The organism is Aeromonas sp. 604282 (genome assembly GCF_049170575.1).
Lineage (GTDB): Bacteria > Pseudomonadota > Gammaproteobacteria > Enterobacterales > Aeromonadaceae > Aeromonas > Aeromonas veronii_A.
The window spans coordinates 39,649-65,095 of record NZ_JAAKMV010000002.1 but is presented as its reverse complement, the minus strand read 5'-3'; the positions used below and the strand labels follow the sequence as shown (position 1 = coordinate 65,095).

The 25,447-nt window shown below is 52.9% G+C and carries 21 protein-coding genes; 11 read left to right on the top strand and 10 right to left on the bottom strand.

What is annotated here, in order from left to right; translation table 11 throughout:
* Window positions 1-53: 53 nt before the first annotated feature.
* The gene (locus tag G5367_RS03365) at window positions 54-419 is read right to left on the bottom strand and encodes a hypothetical protein (RefSeq protein WP_421243809.1); all 366 of its coding nucleotides are present in this window, start codon (window positions 417-419) and stop codon (window positions 54-56) included.
* A gap of 132 nt (window positions 420-551) precedes the next feature.
* On the opposite strand from G5367_RS03365, the gene G5367_RS03360 reads away from it, so the two are divergent.
* Window positions 552-2,237 carry a sigma 54-interacting transcriptional regulator gene (locus G5367_RS03360; RefSeq protein ID WP_421243808.1) on the top strand — a complete coding sequence of 562 codons (1,686 nt, stop codon included), beginning with the start codon at window positions 552-554 and terminating at the stop codon, window positions 2,235-2,237.
* A 175-nt stretch (window positions 2,238-2,412) separates the two neighbouring features.
* Here the strand turns inward: G5367_RS03360 and G5367_RS03355 are convergent, their stop codons facing one another.
* The 4 genes from G5367_RS03355 to G5367_RS03340 form a co-directional block, all read right to left on the bottom strand.
* A complete protein-coding gene (locus G5367_RS03355; RefSeq protein ID WP_421243807.1) occupies window positions 2,413-3,618 on the bottom strand; it encodes a hypothetical protein in 1,206 nt (401 codons plus the stop codon).
* A 153-nt stretch (window positions 3,619-3,771) separates the two neighbouring features.
* Window positions 3,772-5,271, bottom strand: coding sequence for a hypothetical protein (locus G5367_RS03350; RefSeq protein WP_421243806.1), 1,500 nt, complete (start codon window positions 5,269-5,271; stop codon window positions 3,772-3,774).
* 195 nt (window positions 5,272-5,466) lie between these two features.
* The gene (locus G5367_RS03345; protein WP_421243805.1) at window positions 5,467-6,249 is read right to left on the bottom strand and encodes a nuclease-related domain-containing protein; all 783 of its coding nucleotides are present in this window, start codon (window positions 6,247-6,249) and stop codon (window positions 5,467-5,469) included.
* Between the two features lie 403 nt (window positions 6,250-6,652).
* Window positions 6,653-7,672, bottom strand: a complete 1,020-nt coding sequence (locus G5367_RS03340) for a Fic family protein (RefSeq protein ID WP_421293820.1) — start codon at window positions 7,670-7,672, stop codon at window positions 6,653-6,655.
* A gap of 807 nt (window positions 7,673-8,479) precedes the next feature.
* On the opposite strand from G5367_RS03340, the gene G5367_RS03335 reads away from it, so the two are divergent.
* The gene (locus G5367_RS03335; protein WP_421293819.1) at window positions 8,480-8,602 is read left to right on the top strand and encodes a hypothetical protein; all 123 of its coding nucleotides are present in this window, start codon (window positions 8,480-8,482) and stop codon (window positions 8,600-8,602) included.
* 505 nt (window positions 8,603-9,107) lie between these two features.
* Here G5367_RS03335 and G5367_RS03330 read toward each other — a convergent pair.
* Window positions 9,108-9,302, bottom strand: a complete 195-nt coding sequence (locus tag G5367_RS03330; RefSeq protein ID WP_279490633.1) for a hypothetical protein — start codon at window positions 9,300-9,302, stop codon at window positions 9,108-9,110.
* 663 nt (window positions 9,303-9,965) lie between these two features.
* Between G5367_RS03330 and G5367_RS03325 the strand changes: the two genes are divergently transcribed.
* The 5 genes from G5367_RS03325 (at window position 9,966) to G5367_RS03305 (ending at window position 14,556) form a co-directional block, all read left to right on the top strand.
* The gene (locus G5367_RS03325) at window positions 9,966-10,667 is read left to right on the top strand and encodes a hypothetical protein (protein WP_279490632.1); all 702 of its coding nucleotides are present in this window, start codon (window positions 9,966-9,968) and stop codon (window positions 10,665-10,667) included.
* Between the two features lie 131 nt (window positions 10,668-10,798).
* Entirely contained in the window at window positions 10,799-11,452 is a 654-nt protein-coding gene (locus G5367_RS03320; protein ID WP_127006434.1) for a hypothetical protein, read from the top strand.
* 1,004 nt (window positions 11,453-12,456) lie between these two features.
* Window positions 12,457-13,335, top strand: a complete 879-nt coding sequence (locus G5367_RS03315) for a hypothetical protein (protein ID WP_167567363.1) — start codon at window positions 12,457-12,459, stop codon at window positions 13,333-13,335.
* A 104-nt stretch (window positions 13,336-13,439) separates the two neighbouring features.
* Window positions 13,440-14,129: a hypothetical protein gene (locus G5367_RS03310; RefSeq protein ID WP_421243803.1), complete on the top strand. Its 690-nt coding sequence runs from the start codon at window positions 13,440-13,442 to the stop codon at window positions 14,127-14,129.
* A gap of 139 nt (window positions 14,130-14,268) precedes the next feature.
* Entirely contained in the window at window positions 14,269-14,556 is a 288-nt protein-coding gene (locus tag G5367_RS03305; RefSeq protein WP_335831306.1) for a hypothetical protein, read from the top strand.
* A gap of 920 nt (window positions 14,557-15,476) precedes the next feature.
* Here G5367_RS03305 and cysS read toward each other — a convergent pair.
* Window positions 15,477-16,853 (bottom strand): cysteine--tRNA ligase, encoded by a 1,377-nt coding sequence (gene cysS, locus G5367_RS03300; RefSeq protein ID WP_019445081.1) that lies wholly within the window; start codon window positions 16,851-16,853, stop codon window positions 15,477-15,479.
* Window positions 16,854-17,065: 212 nt separating this feature from the next.
* On the opposite strand from cysS, the gene G5367_RS03295 reads away from it, so the two are divergent.
* The 4 genes from G5367_RS03295 to G5367_RS03280 all read left to right on the top strand — a co-directional run bounded on the left by G5367_RS03295 (window position 17,066) and on the right by G5367_RS03280 (window position 22,824).
* Complete coding sequence (locus tag G5367_RS03295; protein ID WP_005337417.1) at window positions 17,066-17,563, top strand: peptidylprolyl isomerase; 498 nt, start codon at window positions 17,066-17,068, stop codon at window positions 17,561-17,563.
* Window positions 17,553-18,350 carry a DUF4269 domain-containing protein gene (locus G5367_RS03290; protein ID WP_421243802.1) on the top strand — a complete coding sequence of 266 codons (798 nt, stop codon included), beginning with the start codon at window positions 17,553-17,555 and terminating at the stop codon, window positions 18,348-18,350. The genes G5367_RS03295 and G5367_RS03290 overlap by 11 nt, the downstream gene beginning before the upstream one ends.
* Window positions 18,347-19,102: a UDP-2,3-diacylglucosamine diphosphatase gene (gene lpxH, locus G5367_RS03285; protein WP_421243801.1), complete on the top strand. Its 756-nt coding sequence runs from the start codon at window positions 18,347-18,349 to the stop codon at window positions 19,100-19,102. The genes G5367_RS03290 and lpxH overlap by 4 nt, the downstream gene beginning before the upstream one ends.
* A 299-nt stretch (window positions 19,103-19,401) precedes the next feature.
* Window positions 19,402-22,824 carry an ImpA family metalloprotease gene (locus tag G5367_RS03280; protein WP_421243800.1) on the top strand — a complete coding sequence of 1,141 codons (3,423 nt, stop codon included), beginning with the start codon at window positions 19,402-19,404 and terminating at the stop codon, window positions 22,822-22,824.
* A 177-nt stretch (window positions 22,825-23,001) separates the two neighbouring features.
* On the opposite strand, the gene nrfD is transcribed toward G5367_RS03280, so the two are convergent.
* The 3 genes from nrfD to nrfB form a co-directional block, all read right to left on the bottom strand.
* Window positions 23,002-23,955, bottom strand: coding sequence for a cytochrome c nitrite reductase subunit NrfD (nrfD, locus tag G5367_RS03275; protein WP_323912213.1), 954 nt, complete (start codon window positions 23,953-23,955; stop codon window positions 23,002-23,004).
* A gap of 69 nt (window positions 23,956-24,024) precedes the next feature.
* The gene (gene netC, locus G5367_RS03270; protein WP_323912211.1) at window positions 24,025-24,693 is read right to left on the bottom strand and encodes an Nrf-like electron transfer protein NetC; all 669 of its coding nucleotides are present in this window, start codon (window positions 24,691-24,693) and stop codon (window positions 24,025-24,027) included.
* Window positions 24,690-25,310 (bottom strand): cytochrome c nitrite reductase pentaheme subunit, encoded by a 621-nt coding sequence (gene nrfB / locus G5367_RS03265; protein WP_005346804.1) that lies wholly within the window; start codon window positions 25,308-25,310, stop codon window positions 24,690-24,692. Before nrfB ends, netC begins: the two co-directional genes overlap by 4 nt.
* Window positions 25,311-25,447: the final 137 nt, after the last annotated feature.

Genomic DNA, 25,447 nt, shown 5'->3' with positions numbered 1-25,447 from the left:
CCTTTTGAGCAGGTGCCACGTCATGCCGCAGTACCTGCGTTCACTATAAAAAGTTAGGCTAACACTAGGACAAGGTTGTCGCTGTCGGCTGCCGGATAGACGGTAATACGCACCTGTGCTAAGACCGCTCCCGCTGCACTCCCGAGCAGAGCACCGCTCAGTGCACCAAACACGCCGCCGAACATTGCGCCCACTACTGTGCCGGTTACCGCCCCTGTGGCACAAAAGACAATGACACGCTCGGTTGAAGCATCTTCAAACTGAACCGTAACACGGTGCGCTTTACAGAAATCACGCAGATCACTCTCAACGCTTTGCAACAAGCTTGCGGGGATTTCGAAGCGCGTTCCTTTGGCTTTCACGGCAATAAAGGCTAACAGTTTACTGATGTGGTCCGGACTCGCAATTTGGATGTTCATCGTTTTATCTCTTCGGTTGTGTGCAGTGATATGTCTTTTGCGAATTGTGTGCCAACCTTGGAAGTAAAAGATTAACTGTTTATTATCAATGGTTTGTGTGCATTTTCGTTTTGTTGACTTTGGCTGATAGTGGTGAAATTATCACTCAGTGTTTCACTTGGTGATGAAATCGAAATTATGGAAATCCGAGTTATCAATTTTAGCGAAGAGAAATGCCCCCCCGATTTGGCACCTTATTGGTATGAGGTCACCTTGGGACCTACCCGCCAACAGATGATTTCGCTTACTCCGAACATTACCGACATGATTTCGCAAGCCATGATGAGCGAATGGAAACACGCGTTGGGATTGCTTAATAAACAGACAAACATCCTAGTGCTGACTGAAAAGTATCCGGACTTTATGCAGTGGATCGACCACATTGCAGAGAAAGGGCCAAGTGCTGTTTTACAAAACAAGAGCGACTCCTTTCCCAACTTTGTAACGGATCCCTACGACCGGGTTAATGACCGTCATTTTGTCAGCCAGGCGCGAGCTATCGTGACGCGTAAAACCGTATTTCTACTGCCAGATAGCTCTCCTTCATGTTCAGCGCTGTATCAGGCAGATAAGCGCGATGAGTTTGTTGGTTCTCTTTCTGCTTTGCTTAGCGCAGGCAATACCTCCATCGCGCTGGCAAAGTCCGTACACAAGGCTGATAGTGGCGATTCAATCTTCCATACTGTGATGGCGTTTCTGTTTGCCAGAAACTCACAGTTACGAATGGATGAAGATACGGGCATCCACATAAAGCCCGGCCCTTTGCTTATTGAGGGCGATACCGGTACAGGAAAAAGCGCGGCGGCAAAACATCTGGCTGTGAAGATGGGTAAGGCAATGGTTGAAATCAACCTTGCCGCCGTCAGTGAAACATTGCTGGAAACACGGATGCGTGGCTCGACGAAAGGTGCATTCACTGATGCGACCAACAAAAAAGGATTTTTTGAAGAGGCACATAACGGCGTGCTCTTCCTAGATGAGCTACAAAGTGCCAGTTTGGCCTCGCAAACACAGCTGCTGGACCTCTTGTCAGCCATCAGCAATGACGTCTGGATCAGTAAAGTGGGGGAAGATGCGGCAAAGAAGAAATACGACGTCAAAGTGGTACTCGCCGTCAATGAGCCCGTTTCGCGCCTGCTGGCCGAAGGGCGGTTACGCCGCGACCTGTTTCATCGTATCCGTGACGTCGTGAGATTCAAATCACTAAACGAGTTATTTGCACAGGACAACGCCAGTGCGTTATTAGCGCAAATCCTGACGCTATACCGATGGAGATCCTTTGAACTACCTGCTTTTGCCGGCGATGGAAAAGCGAAACAGGCGTTGCCGCAACTTTTCACCGTTTATGAAGAGGGTGTCATTGAGAAAATATTGTCCGCCCCCTGGCCGGGAAACTTCCGCCAAATGGAGCGCTTTGCCTGGGATCTCTTCTTTGTCCTTGGTGAGAGGACACAGGTGAGCAACGACCTGATCGACCGTCTGCTCAAAGAGGAAGCAAACCGAATCCCGGCCTCTTTTATTGGGACTGAGCCTACCTACAGTAAGCAAAGTAGAATAGTTCGTGAGGCGGAAAGAATCATCAAAAAGAATGGTTTCAACCTGAAAGCCTCACTGCCTGAACTTAAGGAGTCCTGTCGCCTAGGAACCCATCCTACCTTGAATAAATTTATTCGTGAACACAAAGACCAGTTCAGCAAGAGCTTTTTGGCTGACTCTAAAATTACGAAGATCATTACCTCAGCAGCTTCAGCACTGAAGTCAGGGCAAGAGCATGAGTGATCGATACTTTTTTATTTTCCGATCCCCGCCAACGTCACCTTCTCAAAATAGTCGCCATTCATGGGGGTATTTTGAGGGTGCTCGGTGGAGCGCACCTCTTGGAGGATTTCCGAGGGGATATATTGCGGAGTTTACTGCCCCGCAATACATCCGGTAGTCCAGGCTGCGCTATTTGCTAGAAGGTCGCCTGGAGGTCAAGGTCGTGAATGAAAATGGTATCGCTCAAGAGCTCATGGCGAATGACCCTTTCTTCTTCCACCGCAGGGGTGTCAGCAAATTCTGCGAATCGGTCATTGCTGATCAAAAAATACTGCTCATCACTGTTTACGAGTGAGATGAGCGTGTGGTCCGCGATCTGCCCTCTAGCGGCGATGTGAACCTCTACGTTGTCAGGGAATCGCTGTTTAATCTCAGCAGCAGTCAGCTCTGTGAGTCCAAGAATGCCATGGTCAAAAACGATCTGAATGTTGTATTGCCCATTAATGGTCTTGATCAGTGCGAGCAATGCTTTTAGACCGATGAACTTCTCGTCGAAGTAACAGAGGTTATTACCGTCTATGAACAGTTTCTTGATAACCCAAGATTTGGTGAAACCTATGCGTCTAGCCACTACTTGGGTTTTTTCCAGCTTGCGTTCAAGAGCCTTTTTTACACGTTTCTTTTTGACAATCACACTGCTGGGCTTACCAGTTCCAAAGAAGTTCTCACACGACTGATGGATCTCTCTGCGCTCGTAGGAATTACTGCTATTAAGCTTCTCCTGCAGCGACTCAGCATAAGCAAGATCCGAGGCCACCTTTTCCAGCTCCGCCTCGTACTTTGCTATGAGGTCAAGTTTGGGTTGAAGGGCTTCCTCGATGACTTTGTGCTTGACATACACTCTGGCGAACTCAATCGCTGCGCGATCAGCCTGTAGGCTCAACTCTCTTTCCTCACCCTTTAGTGCAGCTTGATAGCTGTCATAGCGGGCAATATTGTCGGTGATGGCTTTGGCAAGTCCTTGAGCGTTCCCGCATTCATCCTTGGAGCGTTTGACCTGCATCTCCAACAAACTCAAGAGACTGAATTCTTTTAGTTTTCTCTCTTTCATCTGGTCATATTTGCTTGAGAACCTGATGAACGGGTTAAAGGTATCTAAGTTCCCGTCGATTTGACTACATTTTGCTCGCTGGTGAGTTAGTAAAATTTTTAAATGATCATGCTCTTTCATGTGCTCGGAGTGAAGTGCTTGTGCTGCTATCAGCTTTTCTGTTTCCATCTCGCGGTTGAACGCCGTGAACCAGAGCTCTTCTGCAGCCAAATATTCAGCTGCTTGCTTTGCCTTTTTCATGTGAGCATTCTTGGCTTGTAACTCTTCATCCAGGGGGTTGTAAGTCATCATGCCTACCTTAAATGACCAATTTTTTCTAGTTTTTCAAATAGAGCATGAGCTTGTCGATACATTTTTTCCCATGTGAACCGCCACTAGCGATCTAGACACTTCCCAACCATAACGGCTTGCGATTCACTCTCGGTTTGCTAGCAATAATGTCAATTATGCCTTTGCCTGACGCCACTTCGTTAGCCATCGATACTGTTCGGGATGAATGCGTAACAGCTCTGCGATAACTGCTTCACGCTTATCGGCTGTCATCCGGGTAAGAAGCGACCTGACATCCGACATAATGCTGTCACGGCCAGCGCCTCTGGCTTCCGCCTTGCAATACCACTCATGTCCCTCACTAATGTTGCCAAGCTCGATACAGACTGCACCAAGTAGTGTGCAGGGGCGAAAGTTGTTGGGTTGAAGGCGGTGAGCTTCAGCACCCATGTTCAATGCGGCAGCATGTTCGCCATGGTCACGCATCGCGCCACCATGAGTGGTGAGAATGGCGGATTTCAGCTTAGGCTGAACCTGCCGCTTGGCTGGGATGGCACTCAGCAGCGCAATCGCCTCATTCGATGCTGCGCATTTACGCAAGTGTCCGCTGGCATTGACTGCACTCCATGGGTTCTTACTGTTGCGGTACTCCGCTAGCCAGTGATCAGCTTCGAGTCGGTTGTAGCTATGCAGAATCTCCTTTGTCTCGTACTCACGGCCATTGCTCTTGAGCCAGATGGTTTCAGTCTCCAGTAGCCGTGTACCTGCATCCAGCTTGAGAAGGATTGCCATGAGCTGTTTGAGGTGATGTGATTCGACATATCCAGTGACACCATACTTCTCCCTGAGTGCTTGGTTCTTCATCCGTGCGATGTACTTGGGGTCACTCTCACGCTGAATCCGCTCAGCCTCAAGTCGCACACTTCGGGCTTTCTGCTCGGCTTTATAACGTTCTTCATCTGCGGCCTTCTGAGCGGCGATCTCGCGTTGTTTCTGTTGCGCAAGCTCGTTTCGTTGCTCCTGTTCTGCTTTCCCTTTTTGGTCGAACTGCTCTTGGGAGAGGTCGCCGGTCAAGAAGCACAGCAAGGCATTCAACCCCCTGTTCAAGAGAAATTGTCTGTTTGCTGCTGATATCGTCGCGCCTTGTCCGGCAGCGACAAGGAGGCTGTGCAACCTGGCACCGCCCGTGATCGCACTGGTGATATCATCCACCCAGAATTGTTTGGCCAGTTCATGCGGGGGGAGGGACACAGAATTCTGGCCATCGGCCAGACCATTTTTGATCCGGAACTTCTGCAGGTAATCCCAAGTGGGATTTTGTCTGGTCTTCTCTATATTAGCTTTGTCGTCTGGCTGAGCAGCCAATGGCTTCGTGATTGAAGGTTGGTAGCGATGCACAATCTTTCGGCCCTTATAGTAAAGAGATTTAGAACGGCGCTGCTCCTGTTCTACCGCAGATTGGCGTCTGAACTCAGGGAGAGTCATATCGCCGTTGATAAAGCCTCTCAAGGCGTTAAGGTCATAGTTGGCTAGAATGTCACAGCGGGGCGGATTCAGAGGTTCATTCCTGAATATGGCTACGAGCAAACTATGGAGGTTATCGCCTATCGATAGGGCTGCAGGAATGTCATCGACACCGTAATAAGTAGCGAGATCCATGGGCGAGATAGACATCGAGCACACTCCTTGTGCAAAAAAAGAATTAGTACAATAGCGCCGCTGGCTTTTTACCCGCAATGGGTAGCTTCAAATTCATCGCTGCGAATCCCCCCTGTGTTCCCCTATACCCCAAAAGCCTCAAACCGAGGGGAATTCAAGGGAGGGGGACTTTTGCCGACCGATGCAAAATCAGTCGGCAATACAGTCTTGTTAGCCTGCCTTGGCGACGTCCCGTACTTTTTGCTCTACTTGGTGCGCTATGGCCTGGATCTGAGCCAGTTCAAGTGAGCCAGCTCTAAATTGGGGGAGTTGCTTTGGGAGTGCAGCGGCACTGACGATGTAGGGGAAGGTGATCTTCTGGCGTAAATCCACAAACCAGCCAGGTAGAACCAGAACGCCACCTACCGGGACTTCGGTCCCAGTTGCACTGTTGAGCCAGTTACGCACAGTGGTGACGTTACGGCGGACCTGTTCGAGCGGCGCTTTTTCAACATGGTTTGGGAAGTGAAGCGCATCATTTTCGACCCGAACCTTGAACTGTTTTTCTCCATTGTTGATGGGTTTGGAGCGACCCTTAGTCTCGATGACAAAGACCCCGTTAGGGCAGATGATCAAATGGTCGATGTTGAATCCATCAAACGGGATATCGTGGTAAACCCGATAGGGGTACTGTTGGGGCCTAACGATTTGGTCCAGCTCCTGACCCACTGCCAGTTCACAGGAGTAACCCAGCTTGAGGTGTTGAACCTTGTTGGCCATTTTGTAAGTTTTGGTTGTGCCATAGATAAAGAGACCCAGCATGACTACCCCAGAAGTCAGCATCACAGTCGTGCTCATAGCCTTCTTATCGATGTAGCTCTGTAACAAGAGGTAGAACCCGATCATCATCATGGTCAATGGCGTGAATAGCATTTGGGAAAAGAGGTCTATCTGTAGGTCTTGGATTTGCTGTTGCAGGGTGTGACCCGCTGGCCTGAGCAGGTCGGCGGTCAACGGGCTGACCCTATGTGAGCGAAGCCTCTTTCTTATTAGCAAGATGATCCCAACTGATAAGAATATCGGGCCCAAGAACAAGCCAGAAGTTGCCAGAACAGATACCGCGAGCGACGAGAGTTCCATTTCATGCGTCTTTTGGGGAATGTGGTGAGGTCAGGTTAGCTGACCTATAGGAGTCTATCCATTGGGATGTGGGGTAAGTATCACAGTATCTGATTATCCCCAATGGAGATCTTACACCTTGTGGTGTTAGTGAGATAAAACAGAGAGTTACTGCGCCTCCTTTGTGCGCAAATGGGGTTCGTTGCGCTTGGGTTTACTTGGCTGGTTATATGTTTACTGATGCTACCCGGAAGCTGGGCGGCTGTAGCAACTCACTCGGTGGCCTTAGCAAGCAGTCCTATGACAACACTTCCCAATGCCCACCCTTGCGCGGACCAACAAAGCGCAATCGCCCCGCTTTAACCAATGCGGCAGCTGCTCGCTCCACCGTGCTGGTCGATTTGCCTATTCGCTCGGCTACTTGTGTCAGGGTCAGGGCAGGCTCGCTCGCTAAGATCGCCAACACTGCATCCGGTGTTTTTGCCCGCATTTTTACCTTCATTTCTACCGGCGTTTCTACCCTCACTTTTTCTGGCGGGGTGGGCTGAGATGTCGGCTGTGCGGTAATCGCTTCGGCCAACGCATCTCGCAGCGCCTCTAGCAGAAACAGAATAAAATCGGTGCAGTCACTCAGCCTGTCGGTCTGACTTAATTGGTGGTAGTAGTGCTCTTGGCGCTCTTTGATGATCGCTTCCACCGGCAGGAAGGCCATCACTGGTTGCCAACGGCTCAAGATCACCGTTTGCCACAAGCGTCCCATACGACCATTTCCATCGGAAAAGGGGTGGATAAACTCCAACTCGTAGTGCAAGGCACAAGAGGCGATCAAGGGATGGGCCTCTGTTTCTGCCAACCATTGCATCAGTTGTTCCATCAGACGCGGAACCTGAGTCGCGGGGGGAGCCATATGCACTAATTGCTCACCTCGATAGATGCCGACCCCACTGCTACGCCATTGCCCTGCGTCATCGCATAACACGTGCATCAAACGTCCATGGGCCCTGAGCAAATCCGCAGAAGAGGTAGGGGCCCAAGCCGACATTGCTTCATAAGCGGCAAACGCATTGCGCACCTCCTGGATCTCACGGGGCAATCCCAGTACAGGTTTGCCGTCGATCACTGCCGTGACTTGATCCAGGCTCAGGGTGTTGTGCTCGATAGCCAGGGATGCCTGGATGGTGCGGATCCGGTTTTCCCGGCGCAGCATGGGGACTTGCGAGCTCTGCGTCGAGCGCCATTGCCCCACCAATTCTGCGATCTCCGCCACCCGGCTCAACATGGCGTGGGTCAGGGTGAAGGGAGGGGAATAGGCTGCCATGGGGGACTCCGACTGAAACGATTGCAAATGCGAAAGCTCAGAGGTTATCAGATCGGGGGCAAGACCAACACGGCGGCGTATCTTTGCGAATTCTGTGATAAGCGGTATGCGATGTTCTATGACGGAGTGCGATTTGTTGCGAACTTGCGGTGTTACTCGCTCCATCTACTTGCTATCTCATGCGGTGAGATGCAAACGAAGCTCTTTGATTTAAAATCCCTCGACGTTCGCGTCGTGCCGGTTCGATTCCGGCCTCGGCACCATATTAGAGTCTTAAAAATACCAAAACCCGCATAGCCAAAAGCTTTGCGGGTTTTTTGTTGTCTCTCGTCGGCTAATCTGGCCTTGTGATATTCCTCCGTGATTAGGGGACGCATTTTCCGGCAGGGGAAAAAGCCCTCCATATGTTTGCTATGCTTGGCTGTTAGGTGGTGGATTATCCTCCCTGCACTTGTCATCTACTCCCAATTGAAACGGGAGAGCCCTCCATTTCGCCATCCGACTCCATGGGGTCACAAGTAAGGGGCGCTGGTCAGCAGCAGAGGCTGCCTGATGAAATAGGCCCTCCCTATCGGGGGAAGTACAGGCGCCTCAGGTTCTGCCCCGGTAGAAAGGAGAGGGGCTGGTACCAGTTGTCTATCCAGAGGTTTCCTTGAAAGAGGCAAGGGCCAAGAGAGAGGAAGCTGCAGGCTGCGGGCGGATGTTATCGGCCCAAGTCTTGCCCGAAAGCAGAGCAAGGTGATCCGCGGCTCATCAGTGAGACCCGCTTTGCGGTTATTGCCAGAGTAGCACCAGAGTCGGCTAGCCATGCACCAGCGCCGCGGCGGACAACTGGTGGCGGGCGATGAGCTGTTCGACATCGAGCCCCGCTATGGCGACATCCACCTCATTCCACTTGCCGCCCATAACCGCTGCAGTTCGAGCGTCTGAGGGGCCTCCTTCGTCAGACTCGAGGTATCGTTGGGGGGCGCCCCATCCACCCCCAGTCCCACCGGCCGCCCAAAACCCAGATAGTCATCAACTAATCGTCAGTTAATAAAAGTTTGTGCCAGCGCAAAAAATCACTCTTTTCTGATAGTTAGCCCATTAAAACCATAGATAAGACCACTCTGGCTCCGTAATATGGCGACGGGCGTCTGTTGGCCCCTTTTCCGAGATCAATGGTCAACGGCGCAATCTGGTAGCGAGAGTCAGGGGCGGTAGCCACTTTAGCGTAGGGTCGATTAGCGAAGCGTAATCGTCCGCGGTCACCATCTTTACCTTCATATGGGTGAGGCGCATGTCGCAATCCACAAAGCCTGTTGCCACAAGCAAACCTGCGCCGAATAGAGGTGCAATTCACTTCCTTCGTTGCATCCTGCGGTATGGGTCACTGGCTGGTCAGCATATTGATGCCGTTTGGCCCAACGCCCGTCGCTACTGAGCATGCTCAGCGTTATTTGACCCGCATCAGGCGATGGCGGATGTCGCCCAGCTCGAACTGGATTACCTGGGATCGCTGCATGGCATCTACCCGCTGCAGCATGTCGGCGTTGTACTGTTTGCGCCGCATCCACTGCATAGGCTCTTCGAAGCTGCCTTCATTGACGATAAAGGTATCCGTGTAGTTGTCGTTCGTTATGCTGACCACCCAGATGCGCTGCTGAAACTCCGAGATTTCTGCGAAGAGCGCTGCGCCGCGAGTTGCGAGCCAGCGTACTGCCCGAGTGATCCTGTTTTTACTCTCGACGAGCCGGTTTGCCATAAGTGATAAGGGTTGGATAAGAAAACGGTTGGGCATCCTAGCATTCCAGAGGATGGGTCACCAAGCAGCGGGAGTGCGCCTCTCCCACCACGGGATGAGGCGCAGGGTGCAATAAGCCTGCAGGGTCGATTAGCGAAGCGTAATCGTCCGCGGTAACCATCCCCTCTCCCCTTGCGGGAGAGGGTTAGGGGTTCGGTAACATCTTTGCATGGCGGAATATCATCTGCCTAAATGGCATGCCTTCGCCATGCAGGACACGAGAACTCCGTCCTCGACGGGGTTTCGCCGCCGCTGCGCGGCTTGGCGAGTGACTTTTCTTTACGTGGCCAAATAAAAATCTCTCTGCAACAGGTTAATCGCTCCTCGTGTATTCGAAGTAATGATGTGGAAAATCCTAGATATCCACCCATTTGGCATCTTAAATAGATTTATACAGAGTAGTCATACTTACGCAGGTAATAACATGCCTAGGAGAAACAAACTTAATCTTAGAGAGCGAATAAGGCAATAAAACACGAACCATATATTAAACTTCAAATAGGTGACAAGATGACAAAAAGACATAGTTCTAATCGTGCAATATTAATTCTAGAATCACCATGGGAACTTGATTATAGTGACTCTAATAGAACAAGCGTTCTTCCTTTTGTTGAAGGTGTTGGTAAACTTGCTGGTGATACAGAGGTTTATCATGCTAACTTTTATGATAGAAGTAGCTTTTTAAAAGCTTTGGACTGTCTGTGCAAAAGAAAATTCACTAATACCACGGTCTATATTGCAGCTCATGGCTACAAGAAAAAGGTCGGCAATGTATCAATTTCAGACCTTATCTGGGAGGTAGGTTTACGCTCAAAAGAATGTAATATCACAGGATTGATGATAGGTTCATGTTTTGTTGGCGAAAACACAAGCACAATGGAAGTTTATTTAGAAGGTACTAATCTTAAATGGTGTGCGGGATATTCCTCTACTTCTTTATGGCTGGAGGGAACATTGATTGACTGCGCGATATTATCCAGAATGACCGATTTAGATGAAACTGACTATGCAGACAAAGACAACATGATTCATCACTTCGCAAGTTCCATCGCAGCATTTTCTGACTCATTTAAAATTGGTCGAGACTACAGAAAACAGCCAGTCCCTTTAAATAAGTCGCTTCAATTTGTCATACAACCAAGTGGAAAAGGAAAGCGAGCTAAATGTGTTAGTGAAGAAGTCTTTGAGGTAAGGGCATCACTGCAGCTTTAATATAAATCAAAGCCCCCATAAAAATAATTAACCTTTTCATTTTAACAAAAAACAGTAAGGCGATTAAATGGGGGCATTAGCCTTATCACTATCTCATGTACAATAATTAACCGTCGTACCCAGTGGATTATATGAACGTTGACATAATTTCAAACTTGAGATCATTTAACCGCAAAGAGCGTTTTTACCTGATTGGCCAAATGCTGGGAAACCCCGAGTTTCGCATGGATGACAAACAGCTTGATAAAATATCAGAGCTAATCGGTATAAAGATCCCCAGAGAATACTTTGCCGCGATGGACTATCACCTTGACTGGATTTATGCCAGCTTATTCCTAACCCATAATGATGCTGACAAAGCCTTCAAACGGAATTCGATAGAAAATGAAGGTGTTAATATAGACTATCAAATATCAGGCACTCAAGAGGATGTCGACTTTCTTCTTGCCTTTGTTGATCACGAAAATACAACCCATATTGTGATGATCGAGGCTAAAGGCGATAGTTATTTTAGCAACGCTCAGTTAAACAGTAAAAACAAACGATTCAATGCTATTTTCGGCGATGAAGATACATGGCCAAATGTAAGGCCTCACTTTTTACTTTGCAGCCCCAAAAAGCCACAAAAGATAAACGTAGAAGAGCCTGCCTACTTTATATTTAAAAACTCTAAATTACCTTGGCTTGAACTTGATATGGGAGAAGGGAAAAATAAGGTTACTCGATGTGATGATGAAGGTGAACCATATAATAATGGTGAGTATTGGACTGTTGAAAATCGATGATGGTGTTTCACCGCCACGTGATCGGCATCCTTCCTAGCGGCCTAGACAAACGAGCTCACCCCGGCGAACAACAGGGGGCAACACCCAACCCCTCCGCCCCGAGGCCGGTAAACAGACGTAGGGTGCAATAAGCGCATTGCACCGCGGTAACATTCCCCAGCCTATTCAGGGCAAAGATCGGGCGGGTTGTTGTCTCACAGCCAACCCCTGGCCCACCCCATGGCGAGAGCAGATTGTCGCACCTATGCAACAAGCACCATCACAATAGTTGCGTAGGTGAAAAATCATGGTGTGCAGAGCAGCAAGCGCTGGATATCCCTATCGGGAAATGCCTTTATATTGAAGACCCGATAGTGAGTATTTCAACGTGATAACACCTTATTTCTCGAACGTCCGATTACGCTTCGCTAATCGAACCTACGGCCCTCACCTCGGCGAACAACAGGGGGCAACACCCAGCCCGCAGCCCCGAGGCCGGTTAACAGGCGTAGGGTGCAATACGCGCAGCGCATTGCACCGCGGTCACAACCCCCAGCCTATTCGGGGCAAAGATCGGGCGAGTTGTTATCTCGCAACCAATCCCTGGCCCACCCCATGGAGAGAGCAGATTGTCGCACCAATGAAACAAGCGCCATCGATATGGTTACATAGGTGAAAAATTCATGGTGTGCAGAGCGGCACAGATATCTATCGGAAAACGGTTTTATATTGAAAGCCCGATAGTGAATGCTTTTAAGTGATGATGATATTATTTCTCGAACGTCCGATTACGCTTCGCTAATCGAACCTATGGCCCTGTTTTTTTATACAGTAGTAATGGTAGAGTAAAAAGAGGAGGTCAAGCGAATACATTCAAGTATCAGAGGTAGATTGGTAATGCTTTGATTTAATTTGCTTTTTTCATGGCAAAAATCAGGGCAGATCGGAGTTATATGGAAGGCTCTGCTAACGGATTAGTGCCGCCTTCTATCTAATCACTGTTAGGCGAATAAGAGGAGTGGACTTTGCCTGAGGAACTAATTAATTATTTGCAGCTAGGATCTAATGCTTTTGCACTTATTGTTGCGGGTTGGGTTTATGCTGCATACATAAAAAATTTGAATTCATCTCTACAGTCTAAGGACGAGCAAATAAAGGCTGTAGAAAAGAATAATTCATTTTTGAAGGATCAGATTTCTGCTCTAGAGAAGAAGAGTCCAGAAAACATTGAAAAGATATTGAATGAGCGTATAAAAATAAGAGAAGAGGAAATAATTAGGTTAAGCGAAGACAAAAAATCTCACGAAAGTGAACTGTCTAGTAAATCTGAAGAAGTAAAAAGATTAAGAAGTGACCTGGAAAAATCTAAAGACATTAGAAGAACAATGGATCTTCTTGAGCTTGCCCTTGAAGATGAAGATGACGACTTTAGGATTTTTTCATCTGATGCAGAATATGAAATAGAAGAAATGGGCATGGTCGCTGTGGATAGCGGTCAACTCATGATTACAGACCCCTGCTACATCAACTCTGAATGGCAAGATGATGAGTTTGAAGATATTCGATTACTAAAAGACACTGAAACTGGTGATATCTATCAATTCAGAAAAGACTTCTCTAACTACGAAGAAAAAATTGCTGGCTTTGAACAAACCGTAAATGAATTAATAGCCTTAGGCAGATTTGAAACTATTGAAATAGATTACTCTAACAAGATTAACTTTTCTTATGCTGGTGCATGTTATGCCACTATGTCAGAAAAAGGATATGGTGAGATGCCGTTTAAGCTCGGGCATAAGGGAGCGGGAATAGCAGTAACTACAGTCATGGGTGACGGTATGTATCCAGTGTATGCTGAAAAATATGATGGCAAAATTGTTAGAGTATATTTTAATCTGATTTGAAAAAATCGCCTAACAAGCGCATGTTGTCGGATTGGTTTTCCGCTGCGCTTCAAACCAACCGCAAATGCGGGCGTTAAATTTACTGATTTGATAGGAAGTTTTAAATGACGATGATAAATAAAGAAGAATTTGATCCATCGGTAGAACCTGCAAGTGATAAGTTTCATCGGCTTGTAAGAGCTGGGATAGGCTTATCCCCAATGTTCTCTGGGACTGCACTTGAGTTACTGAACTCAATTGTTGAAGACCCGTACAATGCACGAAGAACACGTTGGCTTCATACCCTTACTGACGCGCTTAATAACGCTTCGATAGATATGGATAAGCTCAAAACAGATGTAGAGCGGCATAATGCGGTGTTAAGTGCAATTCTAAGGTCAACAGATATAGCTTTAAAGACCAGCGATGTCGCTACTCATAACGCGCTTGTACAGTTGATTTTGAATTCAATTAAAGTTGATAGCGTTACTGAAGAGCTGAACTCAATTTATCTTTCTACGATTAGCCAGTTAACGGCAAGTCACTTGGCATTACTACGCTTGTTTAAGAGCCGTAATCGATATGAATATGGACACGAGTTGCCTAAGTATGAAGCGATATTGAAACAAGAGATTGAACAATGTAGTGGAGTGTCGAAATTAATACCATACTCTCGGTTATTGAGTGACTTACACTCGATGCAATTAATTTTTTCTCCCGAGGGGTCTCCTTGGTCAAGTGGCAGTACAAACTATAGCACGATGATGTTATCTGAGTTTGCAGACGGCTTTTTAGCTCATTTAGACGAAATTTAACAATCTGTTCAAGAGGGACTCGCAACGTGTGGCATTTTAATTATGCGTTGGTTTAAGTGATGAAGGTGATTTACGGCGTTTTTTTCTATTTCGCTGCTCACCCCGTAACAGGGTGTTATATGCCAAAGGAGAAATCTACATGGGACGTAGACATTCAATATTAGAAGAACTGTTAGAGCAATTATGGAAACTTACTGGCTACTTTTGGCAAGTTGGAGTCGCTATTACTCTTCTGCTTGCGTATCTAACTTACCGTGCATATAACTGGATTTCCAGCCTAGAACAAAGCTCCTCTGGCAAGCCAATCAATGTCTTTTTTGAACAATTATATTGGCTGTATTATTTTACTCCATTACTTTTCCTATTTTTAACTGTTATGTTCGGTTTAAAAAGTTATGCCTCATATCGCAAGCAAAAAGGCATATAACAAGAAGTTTAAAACGTTGAAAACAGTAATGCTTACTCGGTTCCGTTTCGAAGCACATTTTAGAGAAAATACGAATAAGCAAGTCTACACAAAAATGTACCTCGCTAAGCGATTGATATTAAACATCTAATGTTTTCAACCTTTACGTACAAGATTCTTATCTTCACCCGGCTAGAATTTAGGCTGTAGCTTTTATTTCTATCGCTCAAAAGGTTCCCATATTGTGACGAATAGTTTTTGAAACACATTTATGCCCTTCTGCTGCAGGTATTCAGCCAAGGAATAACGTTAGTCCCCTCAACCTAGCCCTCTCCCTCAAGGGGAGAGGGGATCTGAGCGAAGGATGCCGAGGCTTCGGCAAACCACGAAAAAACCGCAGCCTTGAGCTGCGGTTTTTATTTCTATTCCCCAAACACACTTCTATTCCAACCAAAACCCTATTTCTCCAACCCCTTGCACTGCTCTCCCCTTTCAGCGAAAAAAGGCGGTCAACATGCACGCTAAAGCCACGGGCGGGCACGGTATTGGTTCCCCCTGCAAACCGCCGAGTCGAGTTCAACGGGTCAGGAGCGCCATCAGGGATGATGGCGCAGCCGCAGTCGGCACAGGGATGTGCCGTCTGCGGCGCTCCGTCCGACCCGTTGGACGAGACGAGGGAACCCGCGAAGCGAGCGGGTTGCCGGGGGAGAAGACCTTTGGTGACTTTGGGTCTTTCCAAAGTCACTCGCCAAGCCGCGTAGCGGCGGCGAAACCTCTTCGAGGTCAGCGCCCTCGCGTCCTGCATGGCGAAGCCATGCCAATCAGGAGAGAGGGAAGGTGTCAGCCCTCCGGCAGACCACAAAAAAAACCGCAGCCCAAGGGCTGCGGTTTTTTTATTCGCTCAACCTGTTGGCACCAGACGCCAACAAGGCCAACCGGCCTTAGGCACGGCGCCAGCTGGTCTTGCCGGCGCTGTCTTCCAGCACGATACCCATCTCGGTGAGACGGTTACGGGCGGCATCGGCAGCAGCCCAGTTCTTGTCGGCACGGGCCTGATTGCGCTCGGCGATCAGGCGCTCGATCTCGGCAACCTCTTCGTCCGCTTCGTCACCCTTGAGGAAGGCTTCGGGATCTTGCTGCAGGATGCCGAGCACGGCGCCCAGCTCGCGCAGACGGGCGCCCAGCGCGGCGGCAACAGCCATGTCTTCACCCTTCTGGCGGTTGATCTCGCGCACCAGATCGAACAGGGCGGAGTAGGCTTCCGGGGTGTTGAAGTCGTCGTCCATCGCTTCCTTGAAGCGAGCCACCTGCTCGTCGCCACCGGCAGCAGCGGCTACCGGCAGATCGCGCAGGGCGGTGTACATGCGCTCCAACGCGGCGCGGGCTTGCTTGAGGTTATCTTCCGAGTAGTTGAGCTGGCTGCGGTAGTGGCCAGACATCAGGAAGTAACGGACGGTTTCGGCGTCGTAGTGAGCCAAAACGTCGCGGATGGTGAAGAAGTTGCCAAGGGATTTGGACATCTTCTCTTTATCCACCATCACCATGCCGCTGTGCATCCAGGTGTTGACGTAGTCACCACCGTGGGCGCAGCAGGACTGGGCGATCTCGTTCTCGTGGTGCGGGAACTGCAGATCGGAGCCGCCGCCGTGGATGTCGAAGTGGTTGCCAAGGTGCTTGGAGTTCATGGCGGAGCACTCGATGTGCCAGCCAGGACGGCCCGGGCCCCAAGGGCTTTCCCAGGTCGGCTCGCCCGGCTTGGACATCTTCCACAACACGAAGTCGAGCGGGTTGCGCTTGGCATCCACCACGTCAACGCGGGCACCGGCTTGCAGCTGCTCCAGATCCTGACCGGAGAGCTTGCCGTAGTCGGCATAGGATTCGACGATAAACATCACATCGCCGTTATCCGCCACGTAGGCGTGCTCTTTTTCCAGCAGGGATTGCACCAGCTCGATGATCTCTTCGATGTGCTGGGTGGCGCGCGGTTCGATATCCGGGCGCACCATGCCGAGGGCGTCAAAGTCGGCGTGCATGTCGCCGATCAGACGCTCGGTCAGCTCGTCGCAGGTGACGCGGGTTTCAGCGGCGCGCTTGATGATCTTGTCATCCACGTCGGTGATGTTGCGCACGTAGGTGAGGTCATAACCGGCGTAACGCAGGTAGCGAGCCACCACATCAAAGGCGACGAAGGTGCGGCCGTGGCCGATATGACAGTGATCGTAGATGGTGACACCACACACATACATGCCCACCTTGCCCGGGTGGATAGGTTTGAATTCTTCTTTTTGACGAGTGAGTGTGTTGTATATCTTCAGCATCTTCTAACCACTGCCTGTGAGTAAAATGGTTGGTCATGATACCCCGTTCAGGGGCAGAAAACGAGGTAGAAAAGCGGGCCAATCCCGCCAGCCAGCACGGTTACGGCGCCTGAGAGACTATGCCGCCAGCCCCTGATGGGCTAGAATTGCCACCACTTTATGCCATACACCTGCGGGCACTTCGTCGCCCGCATCAAATGAAAGGACATATCATGGTCACTCTGCACACCAATCACGGCGACATCACCCTCACCCTGAATGCTGAAAAAGCCCCGGAAACCGTGGCTAACTTCCTGCAATACTGCCGTGACGGTCACTACGACAACACCATTTTCCACCGCGTCATCGACGGCTTCATGATCCAGGGCGGCGGCTATGCCCCGGGCTTTGAAGAGAAAGATACCCGCGCCCCCATCAAGAACGAAGCGGCCAACGGTCTGTCCAACAAGATCGGCACCATCGCCATGGCCCGCACCATGGAGCCGCACTCTGCCAGCGCCCAGTTCTTCATCAACGTGAACAACAACGACTTCCTCGACTTCAAATCCGCCACCACTCAGGGCTTCGGCTACTGCGTATTCGGTGAAGTGACCGCCGGCATGGACGTGGTCAACAAGATCAAAGGCGTCAAGACCGGTAACTACGGCCGCATCCACCAGGACGTGCCGGTAGAAGACGTGGTGATCACCAAGGTGACCCTTGCTGACTGATCTCTGCCGACTCGGCACTGACAAAACTGCGGCCCCGGCCGCAGTTTTTCCATCTGCCTCCTCCACTGCCAGTCCAAACTGGCGCCGCCTCGACTATCTGGCCCACGGCAACCCGCGCCAGCGCTCGGCCCATGCCCTGCTCACAGCCGGGTTGTGGGATGAGCTGGCCGCGCAGTGCGCCGATATGGCGCTGGTGAGTACGCTGGCCATCGGCCTCGATCGGCCGGGCAGCGATCTCGATATTCTCTGCCAGCATCCCGATCCTGCGGCGTTTGCCGCTACTTTTGCAGAGCAAGGTTGGCAGGCGAGCGCCAAGGACGACAATATCTGGCTGCTGGAGCGCACCTTTTCCTGCCTTGACCAGAGCTGTGCTAATAGCGGTTCTGACAAGGGCGATGTCTGCTGGCTGCTTGAGCTCTATGTCACCCCAGCTCCCATCGAGACGCTGAACGGCTGGCGCCACCTCACCCTGATGGCGGCTTTGCTGCAACGCTTTGGCGATGCGTTCTATCAGGAGGTATTGCGCCTGCGTCTTGAAGAGGGATTGAAAGGGGAGGCGGCCATGTGCCGGTTGCTGGGGCTGGCGGGCGATCCTTACGCCACCCTGCTGACGCTGGAGGAACGAAATCTGGCCGAGCTGTCATGGCTGCCGCCATCCCGTGACGGTATGCATACATCCACTGATGCGATGGCGCCCGCAGCGCACTGTTCGTCCCCTGTTGTTTCTACTATCTCTGCCACCCCCGTTTGCCCTGTTTCGACCGAGAGCCCGATCCCCACATCATGAGCACCCTCTTTATCAGTGACATTCACCTCTCTGCCCAGCGGCCCGATATGACCGCGGCACTGGTGCGCTTTCTCGAGCACGACGCCCCCGGCGCCGATGCCCTCTATGTGCTGGGAGATCTCTTCGAATTCTGGATTGGCGATGATGACCCCAATCCGCTCCATCAACAGATGGCCGATGCCTTCTTGGCCCTGAGCCAGCAGAACGTGCCCATCTACTTTATCCACGGCAACCGCGACTTTCTGCTGGGCCAACAGTTTGCCAAGCGCGCGGGTATGACATTGCTGGGTGACCCTTGCGTTATCGACCTCTATGGGGAGCGGGTAGTGCTGAGCCACGGCGATCTGCTCTGCACCCTGGATGAGGGGTATCAGAAGTTTCGTCGCATCACCCAGCTCAAGTGGCTGCGCTGGCTCTTTTTGCGGCTGCCGCTCGCCCGCCGTCAGGCCATCGCCTGCAAGATGCGCGGCCAAAGCCAGATGGAAAATGCCCACAAGAGCCAGATCATCATGGATGTAACGCCCGCGGCGGTGGACGAGATGCTGCGCCAGCAAGACTGCCGGATGATGATCCACGGCCACACCCACAGACCCGCCATCCACGACTTCATCCTCGATGGCCACCCCGCGCGGCGTATCGTGCTGGGGGACTGGTTCGAGCAAGGCTCGGTGCTGGTCTGTCGCCCCGGCGAGCAGCAGCTGGAGATGCGGGCGCTGGCAACGATCGACCCCGCCGCTCATCCATCCGTCTGACATCCCCCCTGCGAGGGTTGCAGGCAAAACCTGCGGCCCAGCATCCCCTGTTAACCCGGTGAAGCGACTCATTACGGTGAGCTCAGGCTGGTATGGCCTGTGCTGATGGGGTGCTCGCCCCATCCCTATCGGTTCTGCTGCGCTAGCAACACCAAATACGGCAAACGCCGGCCAAAAAACACATCCAACATGCTGAAAATAAAGATAATTAACCATTCAATCAGCGTTGAAATAAACGAAACCGCTCATTAGACTACCGACTCCTCCCACCCGTCGTAACACAAGGAACGTATCAGACAATGAAAAAGACGGTTCTCACTCCCTTACTGGCGCTGTTGATCACAGGCTGTGGCGGCGGTGATGGCGAACAGGAAGAGACCCCTGTCACCCCCAACTATTTCGAGGCATCCAGCCAGAGCAGCGCGGGCGGACAGTTGAACCCCACCAGCCTGCGGTTGGCGGCGGGTGAACAGGGGCGCTTCTCGGTACAGGCTGACAGCGGTTACCTCCTGACCGGGATAAGCGGATGTGATGGCACCCTGGACGGCCTCACCTATACCACTGGCCCCATGAGCAGCGATTGCCAGATCTCGGCCAGCTTCACGCAGGAGAGTGCCGCCGTCTATTTCAACGCCACCACCCAAGCTTCTCAGGGGGGCGTACTCAGCCCCGACGCCCTGCGTCTGAACGCCGGTGAACAGGGCCGTTTCACCGTGCAGCCCGAGAGTGGCTTCGTGCTGGCGCAGATCGCTGGGTGTGAGGGCACACTGACGGGCAACACCTATACCACAGCACCCATGCGCGCCGATTGTCAGATCTCGGCTCGCTTTATCAGCGATGCCGCCAATGCGATTGCCCGGGAAGATCATACCCTTGCCAGCGAGCAATCCCTGATCGCCCATGCCCGTGCGGCGATTGCCGACAGTGAGACGCACCGCACTGAGCTGGTTCGCAGCCTCTATCAGGGAATGGCACAGATCAGCTGGAACCCGAGCCACGACTCCATCACCTTTTCCAGCTTCCAACCGGAGAGCACGGTGACCCTGCTCCCCTCCAACATCAATGGCAAGGGGGAGAGCGAGATCCGGGGGCTGGTGATGGTCTCCGAGCAAGCCGATTACCGTCAGGCAGCCATGGGGGCGAACCTGTTTTCCGTTGACCGCACAGCGCAGAGCGAGGCGCTGCTCAAGGGGCTGATTGGCTGGCTGACCCGGGGCAAGGATAGCGATGGCCTGCGCATCCTCACCGCCCAGATGCCAAGCCGCACCGATAGCTGGTATTTTCCCCATAACGAAGGCGTGCGGGACTGGCTCAAGGCGATCTATCCCGACAAGCACAGCATCAACCCGGCCAATACCTGCGATTATCAGGCGTTGAGTGACTGCATCGATACCATGGCGCCGGAGCTTATCGTGATCAGCGATATCGACCGCCAGGGGCTGGGGTATCAGGGGATCGCACAGGGGATTGCCAAGGCCAAAGCGGCCGGGATCCCGCTGCTGCTCTCCAACTATCGGCGCGATGCCAGCCCGCTGCTAAGCCCCCTCTATCTCGATATGGGGCTGGTTACCTGGGGCAACTACTGGTCAAAACTCAGAGCCAGCGATCTGGCAGTGAACACCATCATGGCACCCGACGCCCAGCTGATGGCGGTCGATACCCTGCTTGGCAACCTTCTGGATCGCAACTTCACTACCCAGTGGCTCGATAGCTGCGGCGGCAACTTTATCAATTGCGGTGGCTCGGAGAGCTTCAACCAGCAGTTCAAGCTGGGTGCCGACTGGCTGAGAAATGGGGCCATCACCCTCGACAAGGCCGGGATCAGTCCCTTTGCCCGTGACGGCGTGACACTGTTGCCCGCCACCCTGCTGCTGGCCGACAAATACCGTGCCGCCATCGACTACCCCATTGCCTGGGATGAGCATCAATCCTGGCAGCAGGCGATGTTTGCCGACTGGCTGGTGAGCTATGCCCGCACCCGTACCCCGGCCCAGCCCGATCTGGGGGAGTACGTCACCGATCGCAACAAGGTGGTGAAGGGACAAGCGGCTCACTACGCCTATCCCGCAACGCTCACCGACAGTCGGCGCATTGCGGTTCCCTACAGCGGGCAGTGGACCACCACCGGCTGGTATGCCCTGCCGGGACAAATCATCACCCTGAGACGCACCGATAACGCCGATGTGTCCGCTACCGTCCGACTCAACTACCACAGGCCCAATACCAATCGCGCCTATGAGCAGAAGATCTATCGAGCCCCGCTGGAGCTGGCCACCGGGCGGCTGATCTTGGCCAAGGGGGGCAGTGTCACCTTCACCTCGCCCTATGGCGGCCCTATCTACCTCTATCTGGAAGGGGCGGCTGCATCGCTGGCCGTCCAGGTGAGCGCCACGGGCGTCACCCGTCATCCGGCCATCATGGATTTCAGTGATGAGCAGCAGATACGAGAGTTCAACGAGCGGCTGGAACAAACCGAGCTGCCCCATATCGATCTGCGGGCCGATGGCGCCGAACAGCATCTGCGCCGGGATCGCTTCACCAAGGCGGTTGGTGGCGTCATCCCCGACACCAATGCCCTGCTCGACAGCATCGCCCGGGATCACATCAATGGTGTCTACACCCTGGCGGGCCTGAAAATTCAGGGCAAGGGGCTCGATGAGTCGCTGCCTGCGGATGTTAAAAACGCCTGCGTGGCACTGTTGGGGGAGGGGTGTCTCGATGAATCGCTCCATACCCGCACCATCATCCAGCATGCCAACTATGACCAGAATGCCCATTGCGGCAGCGGTTGCAGCGGCAACCCGTGGGACTCTTCCGGCAGCATCAGCCCGACCGGCTGGCTCGACAATCACGAGCTGGGCCACAACCTGCAGACCAACCGGTTGAACGTGCAGTACGCTGCGGCAGGCGATGCCGACAACTGGAGTGGCTACGGGAGCCGGGCGGGGGAAAACTCCAACAACATCTTCCCTTATGTGGTGAAGTGGCGCGCCCATTATCTGAGGGATGGCAACACGGCGCCCATCAAGGATGGGCACATGAATCACAAGGATCTCTTCTATGTGTTCATGTCTGATGCGGCGCAGGTAAGGGACAGGAGTGGCAACCGCCTCGTGCTCGGGGCCAACTGCAAGGTGCTCGATACCGGCGAGAGTCGCTACGAAGCCCCCTGGAAGAGCAATGCCTACGCCGTCCACAACGGCTATCGCATGGCGTTTTATATCCAGATGGCATTGCGCGCCCACGGTATGATCCTGACTGATGGCACCCGGCTGAACGATGGCTTCACTCTCTTCACCCTGCTCTATCAGCATTCACGGATCTTCGGCGCGGCAGCCGACAGTGAAGTGCAGTGGAATGCCAGCAAGGATAGGCTCGGCTTTAGCCTGTTCCCCTACTCGGGGCATGCGGTCTATGGCGGCAAACGGGTGCGCGACATACCGGGCAATGACTTTATGCTGGTTGCACTCAGTCGGCTCACCGGTTGGGACTGGCGCAATCATTTCGATCTGCTCGGCCTGCGTTACTCAAGCCTCGCGGTCGCTCAGGTGCAGGCCAACCAGCGTTATGGCAGCCTGCCGATGGGGATGTATGTGCTGGAGGATGACCTGCCCCCAGCCAACATGAGCGAAGGCGTCACATTCCTGCCGCTCTCTGAAAGCGACGGATCCACCCTCTGGCCCCGCAACAGTGGCTCGCCAAGCGCCTGCCCAACACCCTGAATCCGGTCATCACGATAACCACAACAAGCGCCCGGCTGGGCGCTTGTTGTTTATCCGGCCTTTGGCCCCATGGTGGATGCCGAGAAGGTTGGGGAGTCTGCGTGGAGAAGAACGAGCCGAAAATGTGTAAGCCTGTATAAGGACTAAACACATCTCTGGCCCATCCACGCAGCAATGTTACAGCACCGTCATCTGACCGGCATAGAGGATGAAGTAGCGCAGCAGCAAGATCCCCACCAGGCTCAGGCTGCAGACCAGCACCAGGTGGGAGTGCTGGTGCTGGCGAGCTGGCGAGCTGAACAGCCCCAACAGTTGGGGAAGCAGGATGCCTATGCCAATCACGCCAAACCAGAAGACCTGCGACCAGAAGCCGCCGCCTATGGCCGCCCACATCGCTGCCTCCCGCTGGCCGCCACCGAAGTAGAGGCCGGTGAAGAAGCAGACCAGCAAGAAGATCTCGATAGCCACCATGGGACGCTCGAAGCGGTGCACAAAGCTCACCCCCTTGCTATGGCTGCTCTCCTTGAACAGAGTCACCGCCAGCAAGATGGTGGAGGCTACCCCCGAGCTGATACCGGATACCAGAAACAGCGCCGGCAGGATCGGGTTGTTGAGCATGGGGTAGGTCTTGAGCGCCGAGAGCAGGAAGCCGGTATAGGCCCCCAGCAGTACGGCCAGCAACAACAACAGGGGAGTAAGCAGTCGCTCAAGCTGTGCCACCTTGCCTATCAGGGTATCGATGAAGGCGAACCTGTCCGCCAGCAGGTGTCGCCGCAACCCCTCGATCTCGGCTCTGAAGACCACCGCCAGCCAGGCAAACAACACCGTCATATAGACCTGAAACAGCATGACCCCCATCGACATCACGGAATCGAACTGATAGTGGAACATCAGCTTCCAGAAGGTCCAGGGACGAGCCAGGTGGAAGATGAGGATCAGCAGCCCCAGTATCACGCTGAGCGGGGCCAGAATGGCGGTCGCCCTGATGATGCCGTTCTCGCTGCCGGCCCCGCGCTGGCGCAACAGCACCGAGAGGGTGACTGAACCGGCGGAGATCCCCAGCAGAAAGAGGTAGATGGCGATGGGACCATCCCAGACCAGTGAGTCGAAGTGAAATGCGTTATGCCACATGGTACACACCTCCCGTTTCGCTACTCACCATCTGCAGAGGGATACCGCCATGATGCGGGTTATGTGGACTCATGATTTTATCTCCCCTTTTGGTACCCGATACATCTTGGGCGAGGTGCCGAGGAACTGTTTGTAGCGATAGGTGGTTTCATGCACCAGCCGTCTGGCGATCGGGCTGTGAGGATCATCCAGATTGCCGAACACCAGCGCCTTGGTAGGGCAGGCTTCGACACAGGCGGGTTGCTTGCCGTTGGCCAGATTGGTTTTGCGGCAAAAGTCGCACTTGTCGGCAATGCGGGTGACCGGGTTGATAAAGCGTACCTGATAAGGGCAGGCCGCCAGACAGTAGCGGCAGCCGACACAGAGATCGGGGTTAATGTCGACGATGCCATCCTCGGCCCGGATATGGGATGCACCCGTCGGGCAGACATGCACACAGGGGGCGTTATCACAGTGCTGGCAGGACTTGCGGAAAAACCGGTACTCCTGATCCGGATATTCACCCACAGGGCCGGAGCGCAGGATCTGCAGGCGGGCTACCCCTTGTGGCACCTGATTGACTTCCCGGCAGGCATCCATGCAGGCGGTACAACCGATGCAGGCTGTCTCATCGTGGATCATGCCGTAGCGCACCCCCCCGATGGTCATGCTGTTGGCCAGGGCGCGGGGCGACCCCGTCATCAGGATCAAGGCGCTGGCACTCATCCCCACCATAAACTCGCGACGGGTCGTGCTCATGCGCCCTCCTTGGCCGCGGCTTGCTGCCTGGCCTCATGCTGCTTGCTGTGGCAGTCGACGCACAGCTTGATGCGGGCCTTCTCGGGGATGCCGACCATGGGCTCTTTGGCCGGGTGCAACTGATGGCAGCTGGTGCAGGTCACGCGAGTCGCATGCACGTCGTGAGCCCACAGCGCCTTGCGCAGATCATCGGGCTCATGGCAGCTCATGCAGACGCCGTTTTGCTGGCTGAGCGGGAAGGCATCGTCGCCAAAGCGCATCACGTCGACAATGCCGCCACGCTGTTTGCGGTGCTGGGCTGACGGGTTGCCGTGACAGTTGGTACAGGTCACCGCTTCATTGGTATTGGGGTTGGTGACGCTGGCATGCTTGCCATGCATCCCCTCGTTTCCGTCGTGGCACTTGTCACACTTGGCGAAACGGGCGGCCGCTTTTTTCTCGGCTGCGGCTTTCTTCGCGGCTTTGGCCTGGCGTGCGGCCAGTGCATCGGCGGCACTGCTATCGGCCACAGTGCTGACGGCAGCAGACGCTGGTTCGACGGCGGTCGCTGCGAGGGCAAACTCGCTTGCACCCAGACAGATCGTGGCAAGCAAGGCCCACTGCATTATTTTTTTCATACTGGACTCCGGATCAAAGAGGTTCAGCGGCGTTATCCACCCCCTGACAAGAAAAAGAGCGACAAATACCTCCCAAAATGCCAGAAACGGGCAAGAGTCCCCCACCCACGACAGAGTGGGGGCTTGATCAATGGATA

Bases quoted from the DNA above. Each gene is read 5' to 3' on its own strand.
- G5367_RS03310 (WP_421243803.1), top strand. From the start codon at position 13,440: ATGACGATGATAAATAAAGAAGAATTTGATCCATCGGTAGAACCTGCA.
- lpxH (WP_421243801.1), top strand. From the start codon at position 18,347: ATGAGCACCCTCTTTATCAGTGACATTCACCTCTCTGCCCAGCGGCCC.
- G5367_RS03295 (WP_005337417.1), top strand. From the start codon at position 17,066: ATGGTCACTCTGCACACCAATCACGGCGACATCACCCTCACCCTGAAT.
- G5367_RS03355 (WP_421243807.1), bottom strand. From the start codon at position 3,618: ATGATGACTTACAACCCCCTGGATGAAGAGTTACAAGCCAAGAATGCT.
- G5367_RS03335 (WP_421293819.1), top strand. From the start codon at position 8,480: ATGCACCAGCGCCGCGGCGGACAACTGGTGGCGGGCGATGAGCTGTTC.
- G5367_RS03340 (WP_421293820.1), bottom strand. From the start codon at position 7,672: ATGGCAGCCTATTCCCCTCCCTTCACCCTGACCCACGCCATGTTGAGC.
- G5367_RS03305 (WP_335831306.1), top strand. From the start codon at position 14,269: ATGGGACGTAGACATTCAATATTAGAAGAACTGTTAGAGCAATTATGG.
- G5367_RS03320 (WP_127006434.1), top strand. From the start codon at position 10,799: ATGAACGTTGACATAATTTCAAACTTGAGATCATTTAACCGCAAAGAG.
- nrfB (WP_005346804.1), bottom strand. From the start codon at position 25,310: ATGAAAAAAATAATGCAGTGGGCCTTGCTTGCCACGATCTGTCTGGGT.
- G5367_RS03280 (WP_421243800.1), top strand. From the start codon at position 19,402: ATGAAAAAGACGGTTCTCACTCCCTTACTGGCGCTGTTGATCACAGGC.
- G5367_RS03350 (WP_421243806.1), bottom strand. From the start codon at position 5,271: ATGTCTATCTCGCCCATGGATCTCGCTACTTATTACGGTGTCGATGAC.
- G5367_RS03365 (WP_421243809.1), bottom strand. From the start codon at position 419: ATGAACATCCAAATTGCGAGTCCGGACCACATCAGTAAACTGTTAGCC.
- netC (WP_323912211.1), bottom strand. From the start codon at position 24,693: ATGAGCACGACCCGTCGCGAGTTTATGGTGGGGATGAGTGCCAGCGCC.
- nrfD (WP_323912213.1), bottom strand. From the start codon at position 23,955: ATGTGGCATAACGCATTTCACTTCGACTCACTGGTCTGGGATGGTCCC.
- cysS (WP_019445081.1), bottom strand. From the start codon at position 16,853: ATGCTGAAGATATACAACACACTCACTCGTCAAAAAGAAGAATTCAAA.
- G5367_RS03325 (WP_279490632.1), top strand. From the start codon at position 9,966: ATGACAAAAAGACATAGTTCTAATCGTGCAATATTAATTCTAGAATCA.